General features: G+C 56.3%; 16 protein-coding genes and 1 tRNA gene. 12 read left to right on the plus strand and 5 right to left on the minus strand.

Going from position 1 to position 18,307, the window contains the following annotated elements; all coding sequences use genetic code 11:
* Window positions 1–24 precede the first annotated feature (24 nt).
* From serS to LNV06_RS19750, 5 genes are all read left to right on the plus strand, one after another.
* Window positions 25–1,320 (plus strand): serine--tRNA ligase, encoded by a 1,296-nt coding sequence (gene serS / locus LNV06_RS19730; protein ID WP_263539997.1) that lies wholly within the window; start codon window positions 25–27, stop codon window positions 1,318–1,320.
* A 79-nt stretch (window positions 1,321–1,399) separates the two neighbouring features.
* A tRNA-Ser gene (locus tag LNV06_RS19735) sits at window positions 1,400–1,487 on the plus strand.
* 446 nt (window positions 1,488–1,933) lie between these two features.
* Window positions 1,934–2,452: a hypothetical protein gene (locus tag LNV06_RS19740; RefSeq protein WP_263539998.1), complete on the plus strand. Its 519-nt coding sequence runs from the start codon at window positions 1,934–1,936 to the stop codon at window positions 2,450–2,452.
* 19 nt (window positions 2,453–2,471) lie between these two features.
* Window positions 2,472–2,825 (plus strand): hypothetical protein, encoded by a 354-nt coding sequence (locus LNV06_RS19745; protein ID WP_263539999.1) that lies wholly within the window; start codon window positions 2,472–2,474, stop codon window positions 2,823–2,825.
* A 96-nt stretch (window positions 2,826–2,921) separates the two neighbouring features.
* A complete protein-coding gene (locus LNV06_RS19750; RefSeq protein ID WP_263540000.1) occupies window positions 2,922–3,734 on the plus strand; it encodes a hypothetical protein in 813 nt (270 codons plus the stop codon).
* Here LNV06_RS19750 and LNV06_RS19755 read toward each other — a convergent pair.
* Complete coding sequence (locus LNV06_RS19755; protein WP_263540001.1) at window positions 3,727–4,509, minus strand: hypothetical protein; 783 nt, start codon at window positions 4,507–4,509, stop codon at window positions 3,727–3,729. The two genes, LNV06_RS19750 and LNV06_RS19755, sit on opposite strands and share 8 nt — an antisense overlap.
* Before the next feature lie 357 nt (window positions 4,510–4,866).
* Between LNV06_RS19755 and LNV06_RS19760 the strand changes: the two genes are divergently transcribed.
* The 4 genes from LNV06_RS19760 to LNV06_RS19775 all read left to right on the plus strand — a co-directional run bounded on the left by LNV06_RS19760 (window position 4,867) and on the right by LNV06_RS19775 (window position 9,091).
* The gene (locus LNV06_RS19760) at window positions 4,867–5,229 is read left to right on the plus strand and encodes a hypothetical protein (protein ID WP_263540002.1); all 363 of its coding nucleotides are present in this window, start codon (window positions 4,867–4,869) and stop codon (window positions 5,227–5,229) included.
* A 472-nt stretch (window positions 5,230–5,701) separates the two neighbouring features.
* On the plus strand, window positions 5,702–7,414 hold the full coding sequence (locus LNV06_RS19765; protein ID WP_263540003.1) for an ORC-CDC6 family AAA ATPase: 1,713 nt from the start codon (window positions 5,702–5,704) through the stop codon (window positions 7,412–7,414).
* A 732-nt stretch (window positions 7,415–8,146) separates the two neighbouring features.
* Window positions 8,147–8,758 (plus strand): hypothetical protein, encoded by a 612-nt coding sequence (locus LNV06_RS19770; protein ID WP_263540004.1) that lies wholly within the window; start codon window positions 8,147–8,149, stop codon window positions 8,756–8,758.
* A 24-nt stretch (window positions 8,759–8,782) separates the two neighbouring features.
* A complete protein-coding gene (locus LNV06_RS19775; RefSeq protein ID WP_263540005.1) occupies window positions 8,783–9,091 on the plus strand; it encodes a hypothetical protein in 309 nt (102 codons plus the stop codon).
* A gap of 343 nt (window positions 9,092–9,434) precedes the next feature.
* Here the strand turns inward: LNV06_RS19775 and LNV06_RS19780 are convergent, their stop codons facing one another.
* Window positions 9,435–10,676 carry a tyrosine-type recombinase/integrase gene (locus tag LNV06_RS19780; RefSeq protein ID WP_263540006.1) on the minus strand — a complete coding sequence of 414 codons (1,242 nt, stop codon included), beginning with the start codon at window positions 10,674–10,676 and terminating at the stop codon, window positions 9,435–9,437.
* Window positions 10,677–10,978: 302 nt separating this feature from the next.
* On the opposite strand from LNV06_RS19780, the gene LNV06_RS19785 reads away from it, so the two are divergent.
* The 3 genes from LNV06_RS19785 to LNV06_RS19795 all read left to right on the plus strand — a co-directional run bounded on the left by LNV06_RS19785 (window position 10,979) and on the right by LNV06_RS19795 (window position 13,428).
* Entirely contained in the window at window positions 10,979–11,227 is a 249-nt protein-coding gene (locus LNV06_RS19785) for a hypothetical protein (RefSeq protein WP_263540007.1), read from the plus strand.
* 101 nt (window positions 11,228–11,328) lie between these two features.
* Window positions 11,329–12,513: a sensor histidine kinase gene (locus tag LNV06_RS19790; RefSeq protein ID WP_263540008.1), complete on the plus strand. Its 1,185-nt coding sequence runs from the start codon at window positions 11,329–11,331 to the stop codon at window positions 12,511–12,513.
* 51 nt (window positions 12,514–12,564) lie between these two features.
* Window positions 12,565–13,428, plus strand: a complete 864-nt coding sequence (locus LNV06_RS19795) for a LytR/AlgR family response regulator transcription factor (RefSeq protein WP_263540009.1) — start codon at window positions 12,565–12,567, stop codon at window positions 13,426–13,428.
* A 53-nt stretch (window positions 13,429–13,481) separates the two neighbouring features.
* Here LNV06_RS19795 and LNV06_RS19800 read toward each other — a convergent pair whose 3' ends face one another.
* The 3 genes from LNV06_RS19800 to LNV06_RS19810 all read right to left on the minus strand — a co-directional run bounded on the left by LNV06_RS19800 (window position 13,482) and on the right by LNV06_RS19810 (window position 18,304).
* Complete coding sequence (locus tag LNV06_RS19800; protein ID WP_263540010.1) at window positions 13,482–13,667, minus strand: hypothetical protein; 186 nt, start codon at window positions 13,665–13,667, stop codon at window positions 13,482–13,484.
* 145 nt (window positions 13,668–13,812) lie between these two features.
* Window positions 13,813–15,621 carry an aminopeptidase P family protein gene (locus LNV06_RS19805; RefSeq protein ID WP_263540011.1) on the minus strand — a complete coding sequence of 603 codons (1,809 nt, stop codon included), beginning with the start codon at window positions 15,619–15,621 and terminating at the stop codon, window positions 13,813–13,815.
* A gap of 160 nt (window positions 15,622–15,781) precedes the next feature.
* Window positions 15,782–18,304: a sensor histidine kinase gene (locus tag LNV06_RS19810; RefSeq protein WP_263540012.1), complete on the minus strand. Its 2,523-nt coding sequence runs from the start codon at window positions 18,302–18,304 to the stop codon at window positions 15,782–15,784.
* Between the last annotated feature and the right edge of the window lie 3 nt (window positions 18,305–18,307).

Raw genomic sequence — 18,307 nt, forward strand, 5'->3', positions numbered from 1 at the left:
GAACCAGTTTCAAGGATCCTCAACATGCTAGACATCACCCTGCTGCGCAAAGACCTGGACGCCGTGGTCGCGCGCCTGAACACCCGCAAGAATCCGCAAGCGTTTTTGGATGTGGAGCGCTACAGCGCTCTGGAGAATGAGCGCAAGGGCGTGCAAATGCGCACCGAAGAGTTGCAGAGCCGCCGTAACAGCTTGTCTAAGCAGATCGGCATGCTGAAAGGCAAGGGCGAAGACGCATCGGCCGTGATGGCTGAGGTGGGTGGCATTGGCGATGAATTGAAGGCCGCTGCGGAGCGACTCGAGGCCATTCAGGCTGAACTCAGCACCATGCTGATGAGCGTGCCCAATCTGCCGGATGACAGCGTGCCTGTGGGCGCAGATGAGAGTGGCAATGTGGAAGTGCGCCGCTGGGGAACGCCGCGCACTTTTGACTTTGAAGTGCGCGACCATGTGGACGTCGGCGCGGCTTTGGGCCTGGACTTTGAGACCGGTGCCAAGCTCAGCGGCTCGCGCTTCAGCTTCTTGAAGGGCAAGGTGGCGCGCCTGCACCGTGCGCTGGCCCAGTTCATGCTGGACACCCAGACCGAAGAGCACGGCTACACCGAGTGCTACACGCCCTATATCGTCAATCGTGAAGTCTTGGAAGGCACCGGCCAGCTGCCCAAGTTCAAGGAAGACATGTTCTGGGTGCTGCGCGGTGGCGATGATCAGGCGCAGGAGCAGTACCTGATCTCCACCTCGGAAATCTCTTTGACCAATACGGTGCGCGAGCAGGTCTTGGACGCCGCTGAGTTGCCGATCAAGCTGACCGCGCACAGCCCGTGCTTCCGCTCGGAAGCCGGCAGCGCCGGCCGCGACACCCGCGGCCTGATCCGTCAGCACCAGTTCGACAAGGTCGAAATGGTTCGCATCGAACATCCCGACCACAGCATGGCGGCCTTGGAAGAGATGACCTTGCACGCTGAGGCGATTCTGCAAAAGCTGGAACTGCCTTATCGCACCGTGCTGCTGTGCAGCGGCGATATGGGTTTTGGTGCGGTCAAGACCTATGACTTGGAAGTCTGGGTACCGGCGCAAAACACCTACCGCGAGATCAGCTCCTGCTCGAATATGGGCGCCTTCCAAGCCCGCCGCATGCAGGCGCGCTTCAAGAACGCACAAGGCAAGAACGAGTTGGTTCACACCTTGAATGGTTCGGGCCTGGCGGTGGGCCGCACCTTGGTGGCGGTGCTCGAGAACTATCAGAACGCCGATGGCAGCATCACCGTGCCCGCGGTCCTGCGCCCGTACTTGGGTGGTCAAGAAATCTTGCGTGCCTGACACAAAATTTCTTGAAACCTGAAAAAGTCCGCTATACTAGTCGGCTTACTCGCTAGCACCACGGCGAGCACCGGAATTCGGAGAGGTGGCAGAGTGGTTGAATGTACCTGACTCGAAATCAGGCGGACGGAAACGTCTCGGGGGTTCGAATCCCCCCCTCTCCTCCAAGTGTTACTGTAAGTCGTTGATTTGTAGAGGTTTTTTAGCCTAACAGTCACCGACTCACAAGTCAACTCACAGAACGCCGCATCGGCTTTGTCGATGCGGCGTTTTTGTTTACACGGTCAGGCCGCGGCTTGGCTGGTCGACAGGGCGAGACCCGGTGCTGTTGGGTTGCTCGGGGACATGTCCGCAAGGCTCTGCCGAATCGGAACTCGCCATAGCGCGAAGTATTTTGTTCGTTGGCCCGTTCACTGAACCCGGCTAGCATTTGCGAGCCGTGCCATGCGTTCTGCTTGGCCGGCGCGTCGGCGCCATGCAGCGCCCAGCACGAAGTCGAGTAGGGCGCTTCCGCCCACCCCCTCCACCCAATTGCCTGCTCACCTCGCCAACACCGGCCAGGTGAGCCGCTGCATTGCACCGCCGCCTCTTCAACTCCAAATAGGAAACAGAAATGGCAAGCGCCAAGACCAACAACGGACAACTCCCGCCCGGTTTCGTGTCCCCGTTCAAGCGGGTCGAAATGAAGGGCACCCACGACGACTTGCTGGCCTGTGCGGCCATCTTGTGTGGCAAGTCCATGGAGGACGTCAAGAAGATGGCCGTCACCCTGGGCATGCCGGCCAACGGTCCATTCTTCATGTCAGACATGTTGTTTAGGCAGATTGCCTTCAACCTCAGTCCCCTAGCCGTAAGCGAGTACAAGGATTTGACCGCGACCAATGCGTTGCCCGAGGTAGCCGTTCTTTGCGTGGACTACGACAAGCACAGCGAGGCCTGTCGGCACGTGGTGTTCCACCAAGTCCGGGCTTCCGAGAAGACGCCAGCTTTCGGCTATGTGATTGATCCCGCCAACTGGCTAACGCCTGACCAGCACATCACGATCGACTTGAGCCATCTAAATCTGAAGCCAGCCTGGTACTTGGAGATCACGCAGCGCCCCGGCACCACGCCGATCCGTAGCAGCAAATAAGCAGAGCCGGACGCCCACCATGCACACCAGAATGCAAGCGATCCGGCCAATGCGCAGCCTGCTGAATCAGTTGCCATGCCTGCCGGTGACGGACGAGCGCATGGTGGACTACACCGCAGCTGACCCACATCTCTTCGTAGCGATCCGCGACGACGCGGAGATGACTATGCGGGTCATTCATCAAGGCCTTACCGCCATTGGCAGTCTCATTGCCCACTCTGGGGTGGCCATTGAGGATGGCTCCATAGGGGCAGACTGCCTTGAAAGCCTGGGCTACCTGATGGCGGAACTTGGGGACATTGCGTCCGGCTTCATGGTCATGGCGGCGCACTGCCGGCGCGAGACTCAGGATTTCAAGGAGCCTTTCCTTTAAGGGGGCAAGGAGCCTGCATGTTCTAGTGGATGCTGCGCGTGGGAAAATACAGCAAAGTTGCTTGGCAAATGCCAGGCTAAGAATTGTTCAGGACAAATGATGCTGATGAAGCAAGTGGAGTTACTGGAGCCTGAGGCGCCGGTGCGAAAGCCCAAGCGGGTGGCGGGCGGCGAAGCCACGACCGATCTTGTCTTCTCGGCCTACGTATCAGACAACGCGCCAGTATTCAGGCAGATTCTCGACCTGCATATGCCCGACGGCGGCATCATCGCAGACGTTACCTACGGTAAGGGTGCGTTCTGGACCGAGATTGACCTGAGCCGCTACACGTTGCTTGCTTCAGACATAGCAGCCAAGCCTCAGCGCAAGGAACTGTCGCAGATCGAAATCAAGGACGGTGTGGACTGTCGCGCCTTGCCATATGGCGACAACTCTCTCGATGGCCTAGTGCTAGACCCACCCTACATGGAGGGCTTCTATCGTGGAGACACAGACCATTTGGCGGGCGGAGGAACTCACGCGGCGTTCAGACATCATTATTCCAACGGGCGCGCAATCGAAGCCCCCGAAGAGGGGGCTCCGAAGTGGCACGACGCAGTAGTTGATATGTATGTTCGTGCTGGCTGGGAGGCTGAACGAGCACTCAAGAGGGACGGCATCTTCATCGTGAAGTGTCAAGATGAGGTCAGCGCCAACAAGCAGCGCTTGACCCATGTTGAACTCATCACCGCATACGAGTCGATGGGTTTCTATACAAAAGACTTGTTTGTAGTCGTTAGATCCAACAAAGCAGGCGTGAGTCGCCTTATCAAGCAAGCCCACGCTCGGAAGAACCACTCCTACTTCCTCGTGTTCCAGAAAAGGAAGGTCAAGCTCTCGTCGGTCGTTACCGCGCCTAAGCCTAGGTAGGCTCGTTTGCACCCTTTGCGGCCAGCCGACGTTCGAGGAGCTTGTCCAACAGCTCGAACGGGTCGCTCACGAACGGAGCGTTCAGTGGCAACGTAACCGGGATCAGCGAGGCGATGAGTTGCTCGCGCACTTCATTTGAGTAGCTGCCGTGGGTACTGCGAGGCAGGTCCTCGTTCAGTGCAAATCCGAATTCCCATTCGCCACGAAAGCCGAAGATGCCGGCCGCGACAATATCGAACTCGCCCACCTTTAGGAGCGTAGTCTCTACCACCTCACCATTCGCAAGTGGAAGCTTGCGTCGGTCACTGGCATCGCACTGGAATGCACCGCGATAGCTAGTCTCTTTCTTGAATTTCTCGGGCAGCGCCGTGTATCGCTCATCTAGCACCCACTTGAAGATGGCGGCTCCCTTCCGTGGCTTGCCCGCTTTGGTCAAGCCCGGGGATGCCTTGCGGCCGACCTCCTTCTTCGCCATAAGCCGCAGCCAGTTGCCATCGGGCAGGAGCACTTCGACTTGGTTTGTCTGTAGCGATTTGACCTCGATGCGAAATTCCTCGCCCTTGTAGGTCACCACTAGGTCGCCCTTTTTCGTCCGATCGTGGTCGTCGTCTTTCCGGTGCGCCTCGGTCCGGTTGTGATGGTCGAAGAGTTCCTTGAGCTTCCGCTCGGCGATGTAGCCCACGATCATTCCGCGCAGGCTAGGGTTTGTGTTTACAAGGTCGGTGAGGTACTCGGCACTTATGCCCCACACGTCCAATATCGTCTTTGTTGTCAATTCCAATCTCCCCTTGCGTAAAAGGGGGAATGGTAAGTGCTCCGAGCCCACGGGACCGCGTGAGTTCCATGCCAGAGCCTAATGATTTGGCTGAAAAGCCTGCAGTGGCATTGCAGGCTCAGCTCTAGCGTCGTCATTCGCTGGAATCTGTTTCGGCGCAGCCAAAGTATTAGTAAACATGACCCGCCTGATCGGTATCGATAAACTGACTTTGCGGCGCCGTTTGCGCGCCGTGCCGCGCCATACCAGGGCGCCACCAACAGCCGATCCCATCAAGAGCCACGACTGCGCAAGCGGCCGTGGCTCTTTGCATGGTCGGTGCCAATGCAGTGCGGCGCAACCATCAAGGAGCCCTCGATGCACACTGACCCCACTCCCGGCATAACTGAAGCTTTGGACAATGCTGCCGACGCCGAGTTCGGGCCACCCCGGTTCGGGCTTGGCCTGATTGTCGCAACCAACGCCGCCTGCAACTTCTTCAACCGCCACGGCATCAACGCGATGGAGTACCTGCGGCTGCACGTGCGCGGCCAGTGGGGTGACGTGCCGCCCGAGGACGCCCGCGCCAACGATGAAGCCATCAAGAACGGCGGGCGCATTCTGTCCAGCTATCGAATGGAGGGGCGCACGGTTTGGATCATCACGGAGGCCGTGACTGAGTCAGAGGCCGCTGACAACCATAGGGAATCAACCTGCTTGCTGTTTCCAAGCGAGTACTAGCCGACCGTCAACAAGTGACCACTTGTTGGCATTCAAGCTAGAACCGTGCTTCTCCCGGAATCGAGCTTTGTTGACGCGAGATCTCTTTATGCGCATCGAGCGACATGTCTCCACTAGCTAGTCAATAAGAGATAGGTGAGAGGGGCGAGTCAATCGGATGTTTTTCGACCAGCCTAAGTTATGGGGCATCAATTGGCTGGGATTATTTGATCCCGCAGAGGCACTTGGCAGAGTCCGCTAGTGGATGGGGATACGGGGGGGAGTCAGGTGCAAGAGCTTCGTAGATACCCTCGGACATTTTTAGTGAAAAACTTGGCAGCTTACTTATTGAATACCTTCTTCGCACCCCTCCCTGTTTACCGCATGTTGCGCAGACGGCACTCAGGCTCGATTTGCCAATGTTTTTGCACTAGACTAAGCAGGCACTAATCATTAGTGCGATTTTTCTTAAATTAAAATCAAGGGGGGTGTAATGAAAATAAATGATAAATCCGTTCGAGGACTTATTGCTCGACTGGCTGATGTTATTCGCGCGGAGAACATTACTGCATCCAATTATTTGGATTTGTATGCTGGTGATGAAGCTCTAGAGTGTATTGATAATGTAAATAATCAAGCAATATACGGCCGCCGAGGATCGGGAAAAACGCATCTGCTTAAGGCGCTTCAAGAAAAAATAAATGCTGACTTTGAAAATGGGCGAAGACTTTGTGTTTACATTGACGCAAGAAACATCCTGCCGCTAATAAATAGTTCAGTGGCTACTTCTGAAGAGTCTGCGCTTCTTATTTTCCAGGGAATCGTGCAGTCAATGATTGACGCATTCTCTATAAACGTTCGATTGATTTTTGGTCGAGACCAAATCATCCCATTGAATGCGGACCCGTTGGATAGTGATGCGGTCAGGCGGATTGAAGATCAACTGAGAAAAATCAACCTTGAATTTTCTGGACGGTCCCTCAGGCGGCTAGGTAGTATTGCGATTACTGAGGAGAGAAACTCGGGGTCGGAGTTTCAGTTGGAAGTGGCGGCCAATCCGAAAATTTCTGCCGGCGGTAAGTCTTCTGGAAAGCAGACAGAGGTGAAGGCAGACATTCGATATGTCAGTATCCAGGAAATATCATCGTCCTTGCAGGCCTTAATTGAGTGGTTAGACTTAAGCCGTGCGATATGCCTCATTGACGAATGGTCGGAGATTCCATCTGATGTTCAAAAACACTTGGCCGAACTGATTAAAAGGGTGTTCATTTCTAGTAAGTTCAGTTTTAAAATTGGAGCCATTCCAAATCGAACTGATTTAGGGCATAGAACGCCTGGGAAATTTTACGGCCTCGAGGATGGTGGTGATATTTTCGGTTATCAACTGGATAATCGATATGTATTCGAAATCGAAAAAAACAAGACTAGAGATTTCTTCAATGACTTGTTGCATAGGCATCTGTACGCTATCGACCCTGTAGTAGTGGAAGGCATCTTAAAAACAAATAATAAAACAGAGTCTACGTTCATAAATGCTTTTCTGACAAATAAGGCGTTGGGAGAGTTGTGTATTGCGAGCGCCGGCATACCTAGAGATTTTATTAATCTATTTATACACTCTTATGATCAGTTTAAATCCTCTTCATTGCGGCATATTTCTGTAAAGAATGTCCGAATGGCAACCTCGGGTTGGTATGAGACTGACAAGAAGAAGCAAATAGACGAGCACATGTCAGATAAGGTGCTCCTTCAAGCGATTGTTGAAGAAATTGTTATGAAGAAAAAGTCTAGTCACTTCATGCTTAGTGAAAAGCACTCTTCGAATCCTCACATTTTGAGCCTTATTGACTTCCGAGTATTGCATCTGCGGAAAAAAGGATACTCTCATCAAGATATTCCTGGTGAGTCGTTCAATGTTTACTTCATTGACTATGGATGCTACAATCATTTGAATATAACTAGGGCGAATTTGAATCATGCATCTTTGGATAATATATCTGTGCAGGATGATATGCGGCAAATAAGGCGCATAGTTATCTCGGATTCATTTTTGCAGAAATTCCAAATGCACATTGGTGAGGCATTTTCATGTCCGGTTTGCAAGAAACCTGTCGATACTATGCATCCGGCCTATGTTAAGCAGCAACTCTGTAACAATTGCTTCGAGCCTGCCGGTCTTTCTGGTCAATCTCGGTCGACTGTTTAGTTTTCTGTTTTACAAAGTCCCATGCCTGCGGCAGCGAAGTTGCCAATGAAGGCCGCAGAGTAGTCTTGCGAGGGGGGGGGCGAGCGAGGACCGCACGACCTACACGTATCCACAGCCGGAACTCAAAAACCGGCAAGCTTGTATGTGCAGTATTCAGTCGGAACGGTGGATCAGAGTCTGGCTTGCGCAAACATGGTTGAGACGCAGAGCGGGGGGGGCGCGATGCATGAACCCCGTGGATGTCCTCAGACATTTTGGTGCAAAAGTTGGCCCACCCCTCGATTGCGCATTCGGCCCCCAAGCTCGACAGTACTGTTTCGGATGGTCAATAAAAACTAGCTGAGCGCCCCGAGGTTGCCAAATGCCCAAGCCTGACATTTGAGGTCGAGCGTGGCATTAATTCGATTGGTGCAGATTCGGCCGAGCTATAGTCGTTGCCCAGCATTGCACTAAATGGTGACTATCTCTCGCTGCAGGTTGAGTAGAAAGAGCATAAGATTGGTTCAATCTTTTTCGTAATGGTGGAGGGCAAATGCGAGTTAACCTTTAGGGCTCTTTCCTCAAAGATGTAGCTGCTTTTCTGACTTATTTTCATCGTACTATCTCTAGATCTATGCTAGGACCATTTTATGGTCAAGCAAGGTCTATCCTATTTTTTCTAAAAATTAGGGTGGCAATTTTTGACTACTGCCGATAAAACTATTTCTGGATGTGGATTTTAACTTTGTAAACATGACCGCCACTGAATTTTTTTACCGCGATATTTTTCAAGAGTTTCGATTTTTTCTTCTTCTGGAAAATCCGAAATCGACTCGCGAAATTACGGTTTCGATTAAAGAATTTTTCAAAAAACAGTATTCTGATAAATATACCGTCTTATGTAGCCATGACAGTGGAAGTGAATTCTTGCTCGACATTATGGTTGCAGCGTTTGATCCAAAGTCGATCATTGAGAAAAATACGCTCAATGTTTCGTCAGCTGAATTCAGTGTCTTTGTCGGAGTTGAATCTGAGCTTGGCGGCGTTGGCGCATCGTCACCCTATGGTGTAATGAAAAATGTGGTCGAAGATTATCTGAAATTGCTTCTGGTTAACGTTCGTCATCGAGTTATGGTCTTTACCTCTCTTCCTTATCAGGGGGAGGATAATCATGTCGAATCAAGAGTGGAAACCCTCCGGCTGATCTATGAAAGAACCGCCGTAGCTTCTGGAGGGGTGCTCCTTATCCATCTGGTCGGCTCTCAACCAAGATCAACTCAAGTTCAAGCCCAAGTTTCTGCAGCATCAATCCGCGGATTTATTATTTCGCAGGACGGGAAGTCAGTGGTAGAGTTAAGTTCATAAATTTATTGAAGGTAACAAAAGGCCGTGAAGAAGATATCACTCTTAGTTGTTGTTGCTTTATTACTCTCCGCTTGTGGGGGAGTTGAGTCTGAAGCGAAGAAAGCAGTTCTAGGTCGGCTTAAAGACCCTGACTCTGCGAAGTTTGGGAAATTCACCCAAGTCAATGAAAAGACCGCTTGCTTGACTGTGAATGCTCGCAACTCTATGGGGGGCTACACTGGCGATCAGCAGGCGCATCTAATGAAATTTGAGGATAAATGGGATGTCATGACTATTGGCGAAGTGAGTCACGATGAGTGCATTGGCATTATGAAGAAGGCCTCAGAGAAATAATGCGGAATTGCTCAGTCGGGCCGTGCAAAAGGGTGTCGCGTGATAGAACTTTGTGGTGCCGGTAAGTAGTACCTTGTGTCGCTGGAAACTGGCCGCGCCTCGAGCACTTGATATGGTAATTGCAGCGTCATCGACTACCTGAGTTGGGTCGGAATCGAGGTCGGAAAGGGTACAAGCCTGCTGTTGGGAGGTCTGCCGAACTTGTACTAAGTGCATCGCATTCGGCTTACCAGCGCGAATCGGATTGGACGCCTTGGTTGGTCCTGGATATTCAACTGGAAGGCGGTTCGGATTGAGTGGAGCAAAAGTACCTGGGGATGCCCCCAAATGCTTTTGTAGGGATCTAGTCCGGATACCGCACCTTCTCTAGAGCATCCCGTTTGGCCTGTATGCTGCTTCCACCCGAGTACAGGCCATAGGTCATAGTCTTCTTCTCGTGGCCCAGGATGTCAGCGGCGACACCCTCAGGAACTCCAGCCTGCTCCAGTAGTGTGGCGACAGTCTTGCGAATGGAGTGGAAGGAATGGGCCTTGCCAAACTCCAGGGATTCCTTGAGCTTGCCGAACCGCTTTGACAAGGGGTCAGACCTGATGCCGTACTTGCCTGCTGCGGAGGACGGGACCAAATATGTGTCGGTTGCTGCTTCCCCCATCGATGCCACCAAGGGCTTGATCAGGGAATGAATCGGCACCTGTCGAACCCCGGCTCCTGTCTTGGATGCCTTGATGGTGAGCATGCCTCCAGCGCAGTCCGAGACGGTCAGGCTGCAAAGCTCCTCAATGCGGGCACCAGTGTAAGCACCCAGCAGGATCAGGTTGGCGAGGTCTTGATCTCCAGCCTGGGCAGCCGCTTGGATTAGCTTGGAGACCTCTGCAGCGGTGAACGGCTGCCTGCCCACCGTATTGCTGGGGGCGACCTTTCGGGCCAGCTTGAAGGAGCCGGCGAAGGGGTCAGGGGCATCCACCGGGACAGTCTCGGAGTCTCGCAGATATCGCCAGAGGGACCGGCAGCTGCCCGCGATACGCTCCAGGCTTGACTCAGTGGAGCCGCTCTCTAGCAGCTTCTTGGTCCATGCCTTCACGGCTTGTGGCTGGAGGTCTTCAAGGTTGTGGAACTGCTCCAGCATCCCGAGGACATCCCTGTGTTGCTGGTCGATTGTCTTGGGAGCCAATCGGAGGTGTTCCTTCCAGGTCTTCACTAGAGGGGCCAGGGGGGTGGCTTGGTTGGTGGCGACCCGGTACAAAACGCTAGCTTTCTCCCGGTCAGCTAGCTTGGCGCTTGCCTTCTTTGCTTCATCCTGAATAGCAAACTGCACGCCATCATCGCCAGCCTCTTGGGCCTGGATGTAGTTCTTGCGGAGGGCTGACCAGTAGTCATCCTTGGCGTTGGGGAGGGTGCCTCGGGCCTTCTTGATTTCCTCTTTCCAGCCAGCTACCAAGATGGCGGCGCGGAGCTTTGCCGTTGCCCTGTTGCTGGTCTGGGTGGACTGGACAAAGCGGAGCTTTCCAAGGGCCGGCCGGACATCCTTGGGGATGGTTAACACGGCCAGAAAGTTGGTCCCGCGCTTCTCAAGGTGGTCTGACATGCTGTCTTGGTTGTGGCTTGCTGGAGGAGTAACTTTACCACCAAGATTTACCACTTAAACAACGATCTAAGTCGTTGTTTACTATGGAGTAAGTGACTTTTTTAATAAAAAATCGAGAGTCCCCCCCTCTCCTCCAAATCGCAAAGCCCGCTGAGCAAATGCTTAGCGGGCTTTGTCGTTTTTGCGGTGACTCTCGCGTATTGTCTGTCGCAGGGGCCCCATTTGGAGGGGGTATCGCGTCTCTTGCAACTGTTGGACAGTGCTTCTGGCGCGGCGATTTGCCCGCTGCGCGGGAGCAGATCATGTACTTCGACGAGGCCGACACTGGGGACTACCGCATTTATGCGGGCGCCATGGACCGCTTGAATAGCTACGGCTATGTGGCGGCCGTTGTGGTGGTGCGCATCCGGGGCGGCCTGCCGCGCCAGGAAGCATTTCGTGATGAGAGTCTGGCCGGTGGCTTTTGCTGGTCGTCGCCCAAGGAAGCCTTGCAATTTGCCTTGAATGCCGGGCGCGATGTCGTGATGTGTCGCATAGGCGCGCGCGCTTGAAGGCCATGGGGATGCGCTTCAGCCGGGCCAGCAATTGAATCCTGGGGTCGCGAAACTTTGAGCAAGGCTGAGGAAGTGCCGCTTTCTATAGCCAATAAACCGTGACTCGTCGCGCCATTGGCGCCCAAACCTTGCGAGTGCCTGTGCCGGGCGGCTACGCTGCGCACATGCTCAAAGTCACGACTGAAACTTTTACACCGGCTCCGGCATCGCATGTGCCCGTCATCAGCCATGTGCAAGCTTGGCAGGGCTTTATTGCCTATCTGACGCCGCTGCGCTTGATGCTCGCCTTGGGCTTGGCGTCTTTGGGCGCCTTGCTGTTGAGCCCGATTTTTGCAACACCGCTGCCGGTGCTCTTAGGTCGCACTTTATTTGTTGGCCTGCTGGGGTTGTTGGCGTTCTCGGCGGCTGGCCAATGGCCGAGGCGCTTGCCTCAGTGGATGGCGCGTTGGCTGTTGCAGGTGCTGGTGGTGGTGGTGGCCGTGCCGGGCGCGACCTTGGTGGTCTATTTGATCGCGGTGGGCGGTGATATCGAGTCCTTGCTGCGCAGTCCGAATCGCTTGATGGGCTTTATGTGGATCGCGGGTTCGGGTCTGCTGGTGGCGCCCTTGCTGGCCATGGGAGCTTTGTATCGTCAGAGGGATGCCGAGGCTCGCAGCGAGGCTCTGCGTTTTGAGCTGGAGCGCAGTGAGTTGGAACGCCAAGCCTTGGACGGCCGACTGCGTTTGTTGCAGGCGCAGATTGAGCCGCATTTCTTGTTCAACACCTTGGCAAATATCCGCGCCCTCGTTGAAACGGGCTCCCCGCAGGCGGCGCCGGTGTTGCGCAGCTTGATTGCCTATCTGCGGGCGGCCATGCCGCGCTTGCAAGATGAGACGGCCAGTGTTGGTGATGAATTGGCCTTGGTTCGCGCCTACTTGGAGTTGATGCACCTGCGCATGCCGGACCGACTGGAGTTTCGCATCGAGGTGCCCGCCGACTTGCAGGTCTTGAGGTGTCCGCCGATGGCCTTGTTGACCTTGGTCGAGAACGCGGTTCGCCATGGCATCGACCCCAGTGAAGAGGGCGGCTGCATTGTGGTTGCCGGGGCACTGAGCGAGGGCGATCGGGTAGCAAGTCTGTGGGTCAGTGACAGTGGTGTGGGCTTGGCTCAGAGCTCGGGCGCAGGCACGGGCCTGCGCAATCTGCGCGAACGTTTGAAAGTGTTTTACGGGCCCTCGGCGCGCTTGGACTTGACCGAAAATTCCCCTTCCGGGCTTCGCGCCGAAATTCGTTTTGACGTCTAAAACATCGGCTTGATCGCTTTACATGCGTGGGGCCTTGAGCCCCTGGAATTTATGGATTTGATGAACGCCAACCCTGGACGGACTGCTGCGGCGCCCACCGCTCTGATCGCAGATGACGAGCCTTTGCTGCGCGAAAGCCTGGCGCGTGCCTTGGCTGTGGTTTGGCCTGAGCTGAAGCTGCTGGCTCAGGCCAGGAACGGCCGTGAAGCACTGGAGATGTTCGAGCAGTTGCAACCGGATATTGTTTTCTTAGACATTCACATGCCCGGGCTGAGTGGCATCGAAGTCGGGCGTCAGCTGTCGCGGCGGGCTCAAATCGTCTTTGTGACGGCCTATGAGCAATACGCGGTGCAGGCCTTTGAGCAAGGGGCTTTGGATTACTTGATCAAGCCGCTCGAAGATACGCGTCTCAGCGACACGGTGGAGCGCCTGAAAGCCCGCCTGTCAGAGCGGCGCCAACAAGGGACAGGGCCCGCGGACGAGGCAATGGAGGCGGTGCTCAGCAAGTTGCTGGAGCGAATGGGTCAGGTTCAGCTTCAATCCTCACCTCAGGCGCCGCAGGCGATATCAAATACCACGCCTACCAAGCCCTATCTGCAGTGGATTCGAGCCTCGGTGGGAGCCTCTCTCAAGCTGATTCCGGTGGAGGAAATTCTCTATCTGCGCTCCGACGAAAAGTACACCCTGGTCGCTTGGACCGAAGGCGAGGCCTTGATTCGAACGCCGATACGTGAACTTTTGGAGCAGATGGATCCGGCTTTTTTTGTGCAAGTCCATCGCTCGGTGGTGGTGAATCTGCGGGCGATCAGCCATGTCACTCGAGGCCCCAATGAGACGGCAGATGTGCATCTCAAAGGCCGTAGCGAGGTGCTGCCCGTCAGTCGCAGCTATTTGCATTTGTTCCGCCAGATGTGACTTGGCCGCGCACCGCGCGGCCAAGTCTTGGGCTCCTGGTGATGCCTGGGGTTTCAGTGGCTGGGTTGAGCCTGCCCTGTCACCACCACCGGTTCTAGGCGCCACATCACGGGCGTGGCGCCTTCCGGGGTAAAGAACAGGGAATCGAGCAAGCCGACCAGCAGGATCAGCAAGAGTGCGATCAGCAGGGCCGAATGCAGCCCAGTCTCCGAGAAGGTATGGATCTTTTGGCTTGACATGATGGGAGCTCCTGAGAAGGCGCAGCAGAGGTCTGCAGAGAAACTCTATGCGTCGGTGCCGCAATCTTCCAGGTGCATTAGAAAAGAAAAAAGCGCGGATCGACCGCGCTTTTTTTGTTGTGTGGCTTGAACCTTGCCGCCAGGCTCAGATCGGCTGCGTACGTGCTTCCAGCCAAGCCAAGGCATCGCCGCTCAACAGCGGCGCGAGTTTGGTTCGCACCAGCGCGTGGTAGCGGTTCAGCCAGGCGATGTTGTCGGCGCCCAGCAACTCGACGTCGATGCAACGGGTGTCAATCGGGCACAAGGTCAAGGTCTCAAAGGCCAGCATGTCGCCGAACTGCCCTTTCTCGGGCGTTTCGAGCGGCACATTGAGGACCAGGTTCTCGATCCGCACACCCCATTTGCCTGGGCGATAAATGCCGGGCTCAATCGAGGTGATCATGCCGATTTCCATGGCCATATTGGCATCGGGCACGCCCTTGGAGATGTTTTGCGGGCCTTCGTGCACATTCATGAAGTAGCCCACACCATGGCCGGTGCCATGTCCGAAGTCGAGGCCATGCTCCCACATCGGTGCGCGCGCCAGCGCATCCAGCATCGGCCCCAAGGTGCCGCGCGGATAGCAGGCGCGCGACAGGGCCAGCGTGCCTTTCAGCACCAAGGTGTAATCGCGCTTTTGCTCGGCCGAGACTTCGCCAATGGGCCAGACGCGGGTGATGTCGGTAGTGCCGCCCAGGTACTGCGCGCCCGAGTCGATCAGCAGCAGACCGTTGCCTTCGATGACCGCGTGAGATTCCGCCGTGGCCCGGTAGTGCGGCATGGCGCCATTGGCGTTAAATCCAGCAATAGTGGGGAAGCTCAGGCCGACAAAGCCGGGGCGGCGCGCGCGCGCTGCGCTCAAATGCTCATCCACACTCAGTTCGGTCAGGCGCTGTTTGCCCTGGGCTTGCTCAAACCAAGCGTAGAACTCGCACATGGCAGCGCCGTCTTGCGCCATGGCTTCGCGCACAAAGGCGGCTTCCGCCGCGGTCTTGCGGCTCTTGGCCAAGGTGCTGGGGTTGATCGCTTCGATAACGCTGGCATGTGCGGGCACCGCTTCACGCAAGCCGAGCGTGACCCGGCGAGGATCCATCAGCACGCAGGCCTTGGCCGGCAAGGCGGCCAGGGCGGCTGCAGCTTCGCTGTATTTGGCGATCTGCACGCCATCGGCTGCCAAGCGAGCGCTCAACGCGGCGTCAATCTTGCCTTCGGCGACAAAGAGCGTGGCGCTGTCCTGGCTGAGCAGGGTGTGGGCCATGAAAACTGGGTTGTAGCTCACATCGGCGCCGCGCAGATTCAGCAACCAGGCGCTGTCGTCCACGCTCGAGATGAAGTGATGGCTGGCGCCATGGCGGGCCATGGCGGCGCGCACGCCGGCCAGCTTCTCGGCACGCGACACGGTGGCTTGTGGCGGCAAATGCTCGTATATCTTGTCGCTGGGCAGTCCGGGGCGTGTCGGCCAAATCAGCTCGATCAGGTCGATATCGGTGCGCATCGCAATGCCAAAGCGCTGCATGGCCGCACGCAACTGCTGGGCCAGGCCCAAGCCGAGCACTTGGCCATCAATGGCCAAGGTTTGACCAGCTTGCAACTGTGCACCGATCCAGTCGATGTAGTGAGTGGCAGCGGCAGTCGGGATTTTCTCCAGCGCGATGCCGGTGCCGGTGAGCTCGGCCTCGGCTTGCGTCCAATAGCGGCTGTCGGCAAAAACTGCAGCACGGTCCAGCGTCACCACCAAAGTGCCCACTGAACCAGTGAAGCCCGACAGCCATTGCCGCGCTTGCCAGCGTTCGGGCAGGTACTCGGACAAGTGCGGGTCGGCGGAAGGCACCAAGCAGGCGTGCACGCCTTGGGCTTTCATCGTGTCACGCAGTTGTTCAATTCGTAGCGTGATGGTGGAGGTGCGGGAATCCATGGCTTGTCTCCAGCGATCCGGGCTGCGCCGGGTGGGCGCGGTGGTCGCTTGTTTAGGTTGCGTGGGTGGCTTGAATTGCGGTGAGATATCGCCCCGAATTGTAGGGGAGGGGTCTCGATGTGAACGCCGCGCTTGGCCGATCTGCGCCCACACAAGGGCTTCAAGCGGCCGGCAGGCGCAATTCGAACAAGGCGCCACCTTGCGCGTGGTTGTGAGCTGTGACGCTTCCGCCATGCGCAATCATGATGTTGCGGCACACCGCAAGCCCTAGCCCCGTGGCTTCCTTGCCGCTGACAAAGCCCGGCCGGGGCATCGCTGGCGATGTGCCTGAATGAGCACTTCTTGTGGGGGCCGCGGCCTGATGGAAGGGCTCAAAGATTTGATCCAAGTCGGCCACGGGGATGCCGGGGCCTTGGTCATGCACATTGATGCAAAGATCGTCGGCATCCCGAAACAGTTGAATCTTGATGGCGCTGTTGGCTGGCGCGAAGCGAAGTGCGTTGTCCAAGACATTGCGCAGCGCCTGCTGCAGCCGGCTGCCGTCTATTTCGGCCACTAGGTTTGGGGCCTTCACTTGCAAGTCCAACTGGATGTTTTGTCGGTCGGCCGTGGTTTGCAAGTCTTCGACCAGGGTCTTGACCCAAGGCACCAAGTCTTGGCGGCTCAGCTGAAGGCTGCCAACGGTACTTTCCAATTTGGACAAGTCCAGCAAATTGTTGACCAACTCCAGCATGCGCTGGCCAGATGCGTGAATGCGCGCAAACATATCCTGCAAGCGAGACTGTTCGCCGCTGCGGCCAATGCCCAGCTCTGAAAAACCAATGATGCTTTGCAGCGGCGTGCGCAGCTCGTGGCTCATATTGGCGACAAACTCAGTCTTGACCCGGTTGGCATGTTCAGCGGCGTCGCGGGCTTCGGCGATTTGGCGCTCGGCCTCTACGAAACGGCTGATGTCAATGGCGCTGCCCAGCACGCCAGCGGGCTTGCCGCTGGTGTCCAGATAGACCGCCCGATGGGTCAAGAAGTTACGGCCGCGCTCCTGCACCTCGAGGTGCTCGCTGCCACCGCGGCTGAGTAGCAATTCGTCTCGAGCTTCCACCGGCTCGGCCTGGGCGGCCGGGCGGAGCTCGCTGAGCTTGCGTCCCAGGGCGAGGTTCTTTTCCACCCCGGTCATATCGGTCCAGGCTTGATTGACCATGACGAAGCGCAGCGCCAAGTCCTTGGCAAAAATGGGGATGGGACAGACGTCGATCAAACGCGCAGTGAACTCGAGTTGTGCCTGCAAGCGCAGCCTGGCGTCTTCGCGCTCGGTGACGTCGAGCGCGAAGCCGACAAAACCCTGCAGCAGATCATCCTCTCGTTTGACGGGGGTGACGCTGACCTCCAGCACTCGCTTGCGTCCGTTAACAGGGGCCAGACGCAGCGTCACCGGTAGGTTCAAAAAACCTGCCGTGCTGCGGTACAAACCGCGCGCCCGAGCCTGATCCGCGGGGTCCACCAGGCTTTCAAATGGCAGACCGATCAAGGCCTCGGCGTTGCTGTTTCCCAGAAACTCTGGGTGATTGATGAACTGCAGCACGCCCTGAGCATCGGTATGGAACATCAGTTCCTGCACATTGGCAATCAGCAGTCGCTGTTCGCGCTCCTTGGTGGCCAGTTCATTCAAGGCGGCCTCCAGGTCAACGCGCGCCGTGTCGTAGGCGCTCAGCGCTCGCCAAGCCATGGCTCCCAGCGCTCCCATCAAGGCCAGGCCGGCAATCAAGGCAAAGACGACCGCCTGGGCACTTTCATGCATATGACTCCACACGGAGCTTTGCGGCAGTTCGATGATCAGAGCCAGCGCATGGTCGCGTGTCAGCCGGAAGCTGCCCAGGCTGGGCTGTTGGTCCAGACCCATGGCGCGGTAATTGCCGCGCTCATGGGCCGGCAAGAACTGTTTGAAGACGATGTGCTCAAGGGCTCGGCTGCCCGGCCGCAAGGCGAGTGCTTCATTGGCGGTGACCAACTCGCCATTCAAGCTGTACAGTGCCGCGCGGTGCTCGTTGTCGCCCAGTTGCAAGGTGAAGACGTTGGCGAAATAGTCAGGGTTCAGCGTGGCCACCCAATAGCGCGGGCCTTGCGGCGTCGATTCAGCCAAGGTCAGCGGCAGCAAGAATTGTTGAATGGCGCGCTCCAACGCAGGTTTGCCGCGGTTTTGCTGAGTGAGGTCGCTCAACTCACGCCCAGCCAATAAATGGCCTAAGCCATCGGGCAATACGTCCTCCCGGCTTTGTAGCAATTTCAATGGCAGGCGGCGACCAATATTGCTGGCGCTGCTACTGGCCAGGATCTGGCCTTTGCTGTCCAGCAAGGAAAAGCTGCGCACATAGGGCATGGCCGCCAGCGACTGGCTCAGCAGGCTGTTCATGGCCTCGCTGCCCGGGGCCAGTTGTCCGCCCTCCATCGAACGGGGCAGGCTTTGCAAAGTCATGCTGACGGTGGTCAGGGTCAGGCTGAGGTGGCCTTCCAGTGTGCGTGCGTAAAGCTCGTTATGTTCTACTTCTGTGGACAGGCGCTGGCGATATTCAATCCACACAAAGGTGGTTGCCAGCAAGAGCAGCGCTAAGCTCAAGAGGCCCGAACCCCACAGCGCCATGCGGCGATTGATCCAGCCGGGCAGATGGTGAGGGTTGATGGGCGGCATGGC

Origin of the sequence: Paucibacter sp. Y2R2-4, assembly GCF_025717535.1 — a bacterium.
Taxonomy (GTDB): Bacteria; Pseudomonadota; Gammaproteobacteria; order Burkholderiales; family Burkholderiaceae_C; genus Paucibacter_A.

Coding starts and splice junctions, on each gene's coding strand:
- LNV06_RS19745 (WP_263539999.1), top strand. CDS start 2,472: ATGCACACCAGAATGCAAGCGATCCGGCCAATGCGCAGCCTGCTGAAT.
- serS (WP_263539997.1), top strand. CDS start 25: ATGCTAGACATCACCCTGCTGCGCAAAGACCTGGACGCCGTGGTCGCG.
- LNV06_RS19750 (WP_263540000.1), top strand. CDS start 2,922: ATGATGCTGATGAAGCAAGTGGAGTTACTGGAGCCTGAGGCGCCGGTG.
- LNV06_RS19785 (WP_263540007.1), top strand. CDS start 10,979: ATGTACTTCGACGAGGCCGACACTGGGGACTACCGCATTTATGCGGGC.
- LNV06_RS19795 (WP_263540009.1), top strand. CDS start 12,565: ATGGATTTGATGAACGCCAACCCTGGACGGACTGCTGCGGCGCCCACC.
- LNV06_RS19810 (WP_263540012.1), bottom strand. CDS start 18,304: ATGCCGCCCATCAACCCTCACCATCTGCCCGGCTGGATCAATCGCCGC.
- LNV06_RS19760 (WP_263540002.1), top strand. CDS start 4,867: ATGCACACTGACCCCACTCCCGGCATAACTGAAGCTTTGGACAATGCT.
- LNV06_RS19765 (WP_263540003.1), top strand. CDS start 5,702: ATGAAAATAAATGATAAATCCGTTCGAGGACTTATTGCTCGACTGGCT.
- LNV06_RS19780 (WP_263540006.1), bottom strand. CDS start 10,676: ATGTCAGACCACCTTGAGAAGCGCGGGACCAACTTTCTGGCCGTGTTA.
- LNV06_RS19805 (WP_263540011.1), bottom strand. CDS start 15,621: ATGGATTCCCGCACCTCCACCATCACGCTACGAATTGAACAACTGCGT.
- LNV06_RS19770 (WP_263540004.1), top strand. CDS start 8,147: ATGACCGCCACTGAATTTTTTTACCGCGATATTTTTCAAGAGTTTCGA.
- LNV06_RS19740 (WP_263539998.1), top strand. CDS start 1,934: ATGGCAAGCGCCAAGACCAACAACGGACAACTCCCGCCCGGTTTCGTG.
- LNV06_RS19800 (WP_263540010.1), bottom strand. CDS start 13,667: ATGTCAAGCCAAAAGATCCATACCTTCTCGGAGACTGGGCTGCATTCG.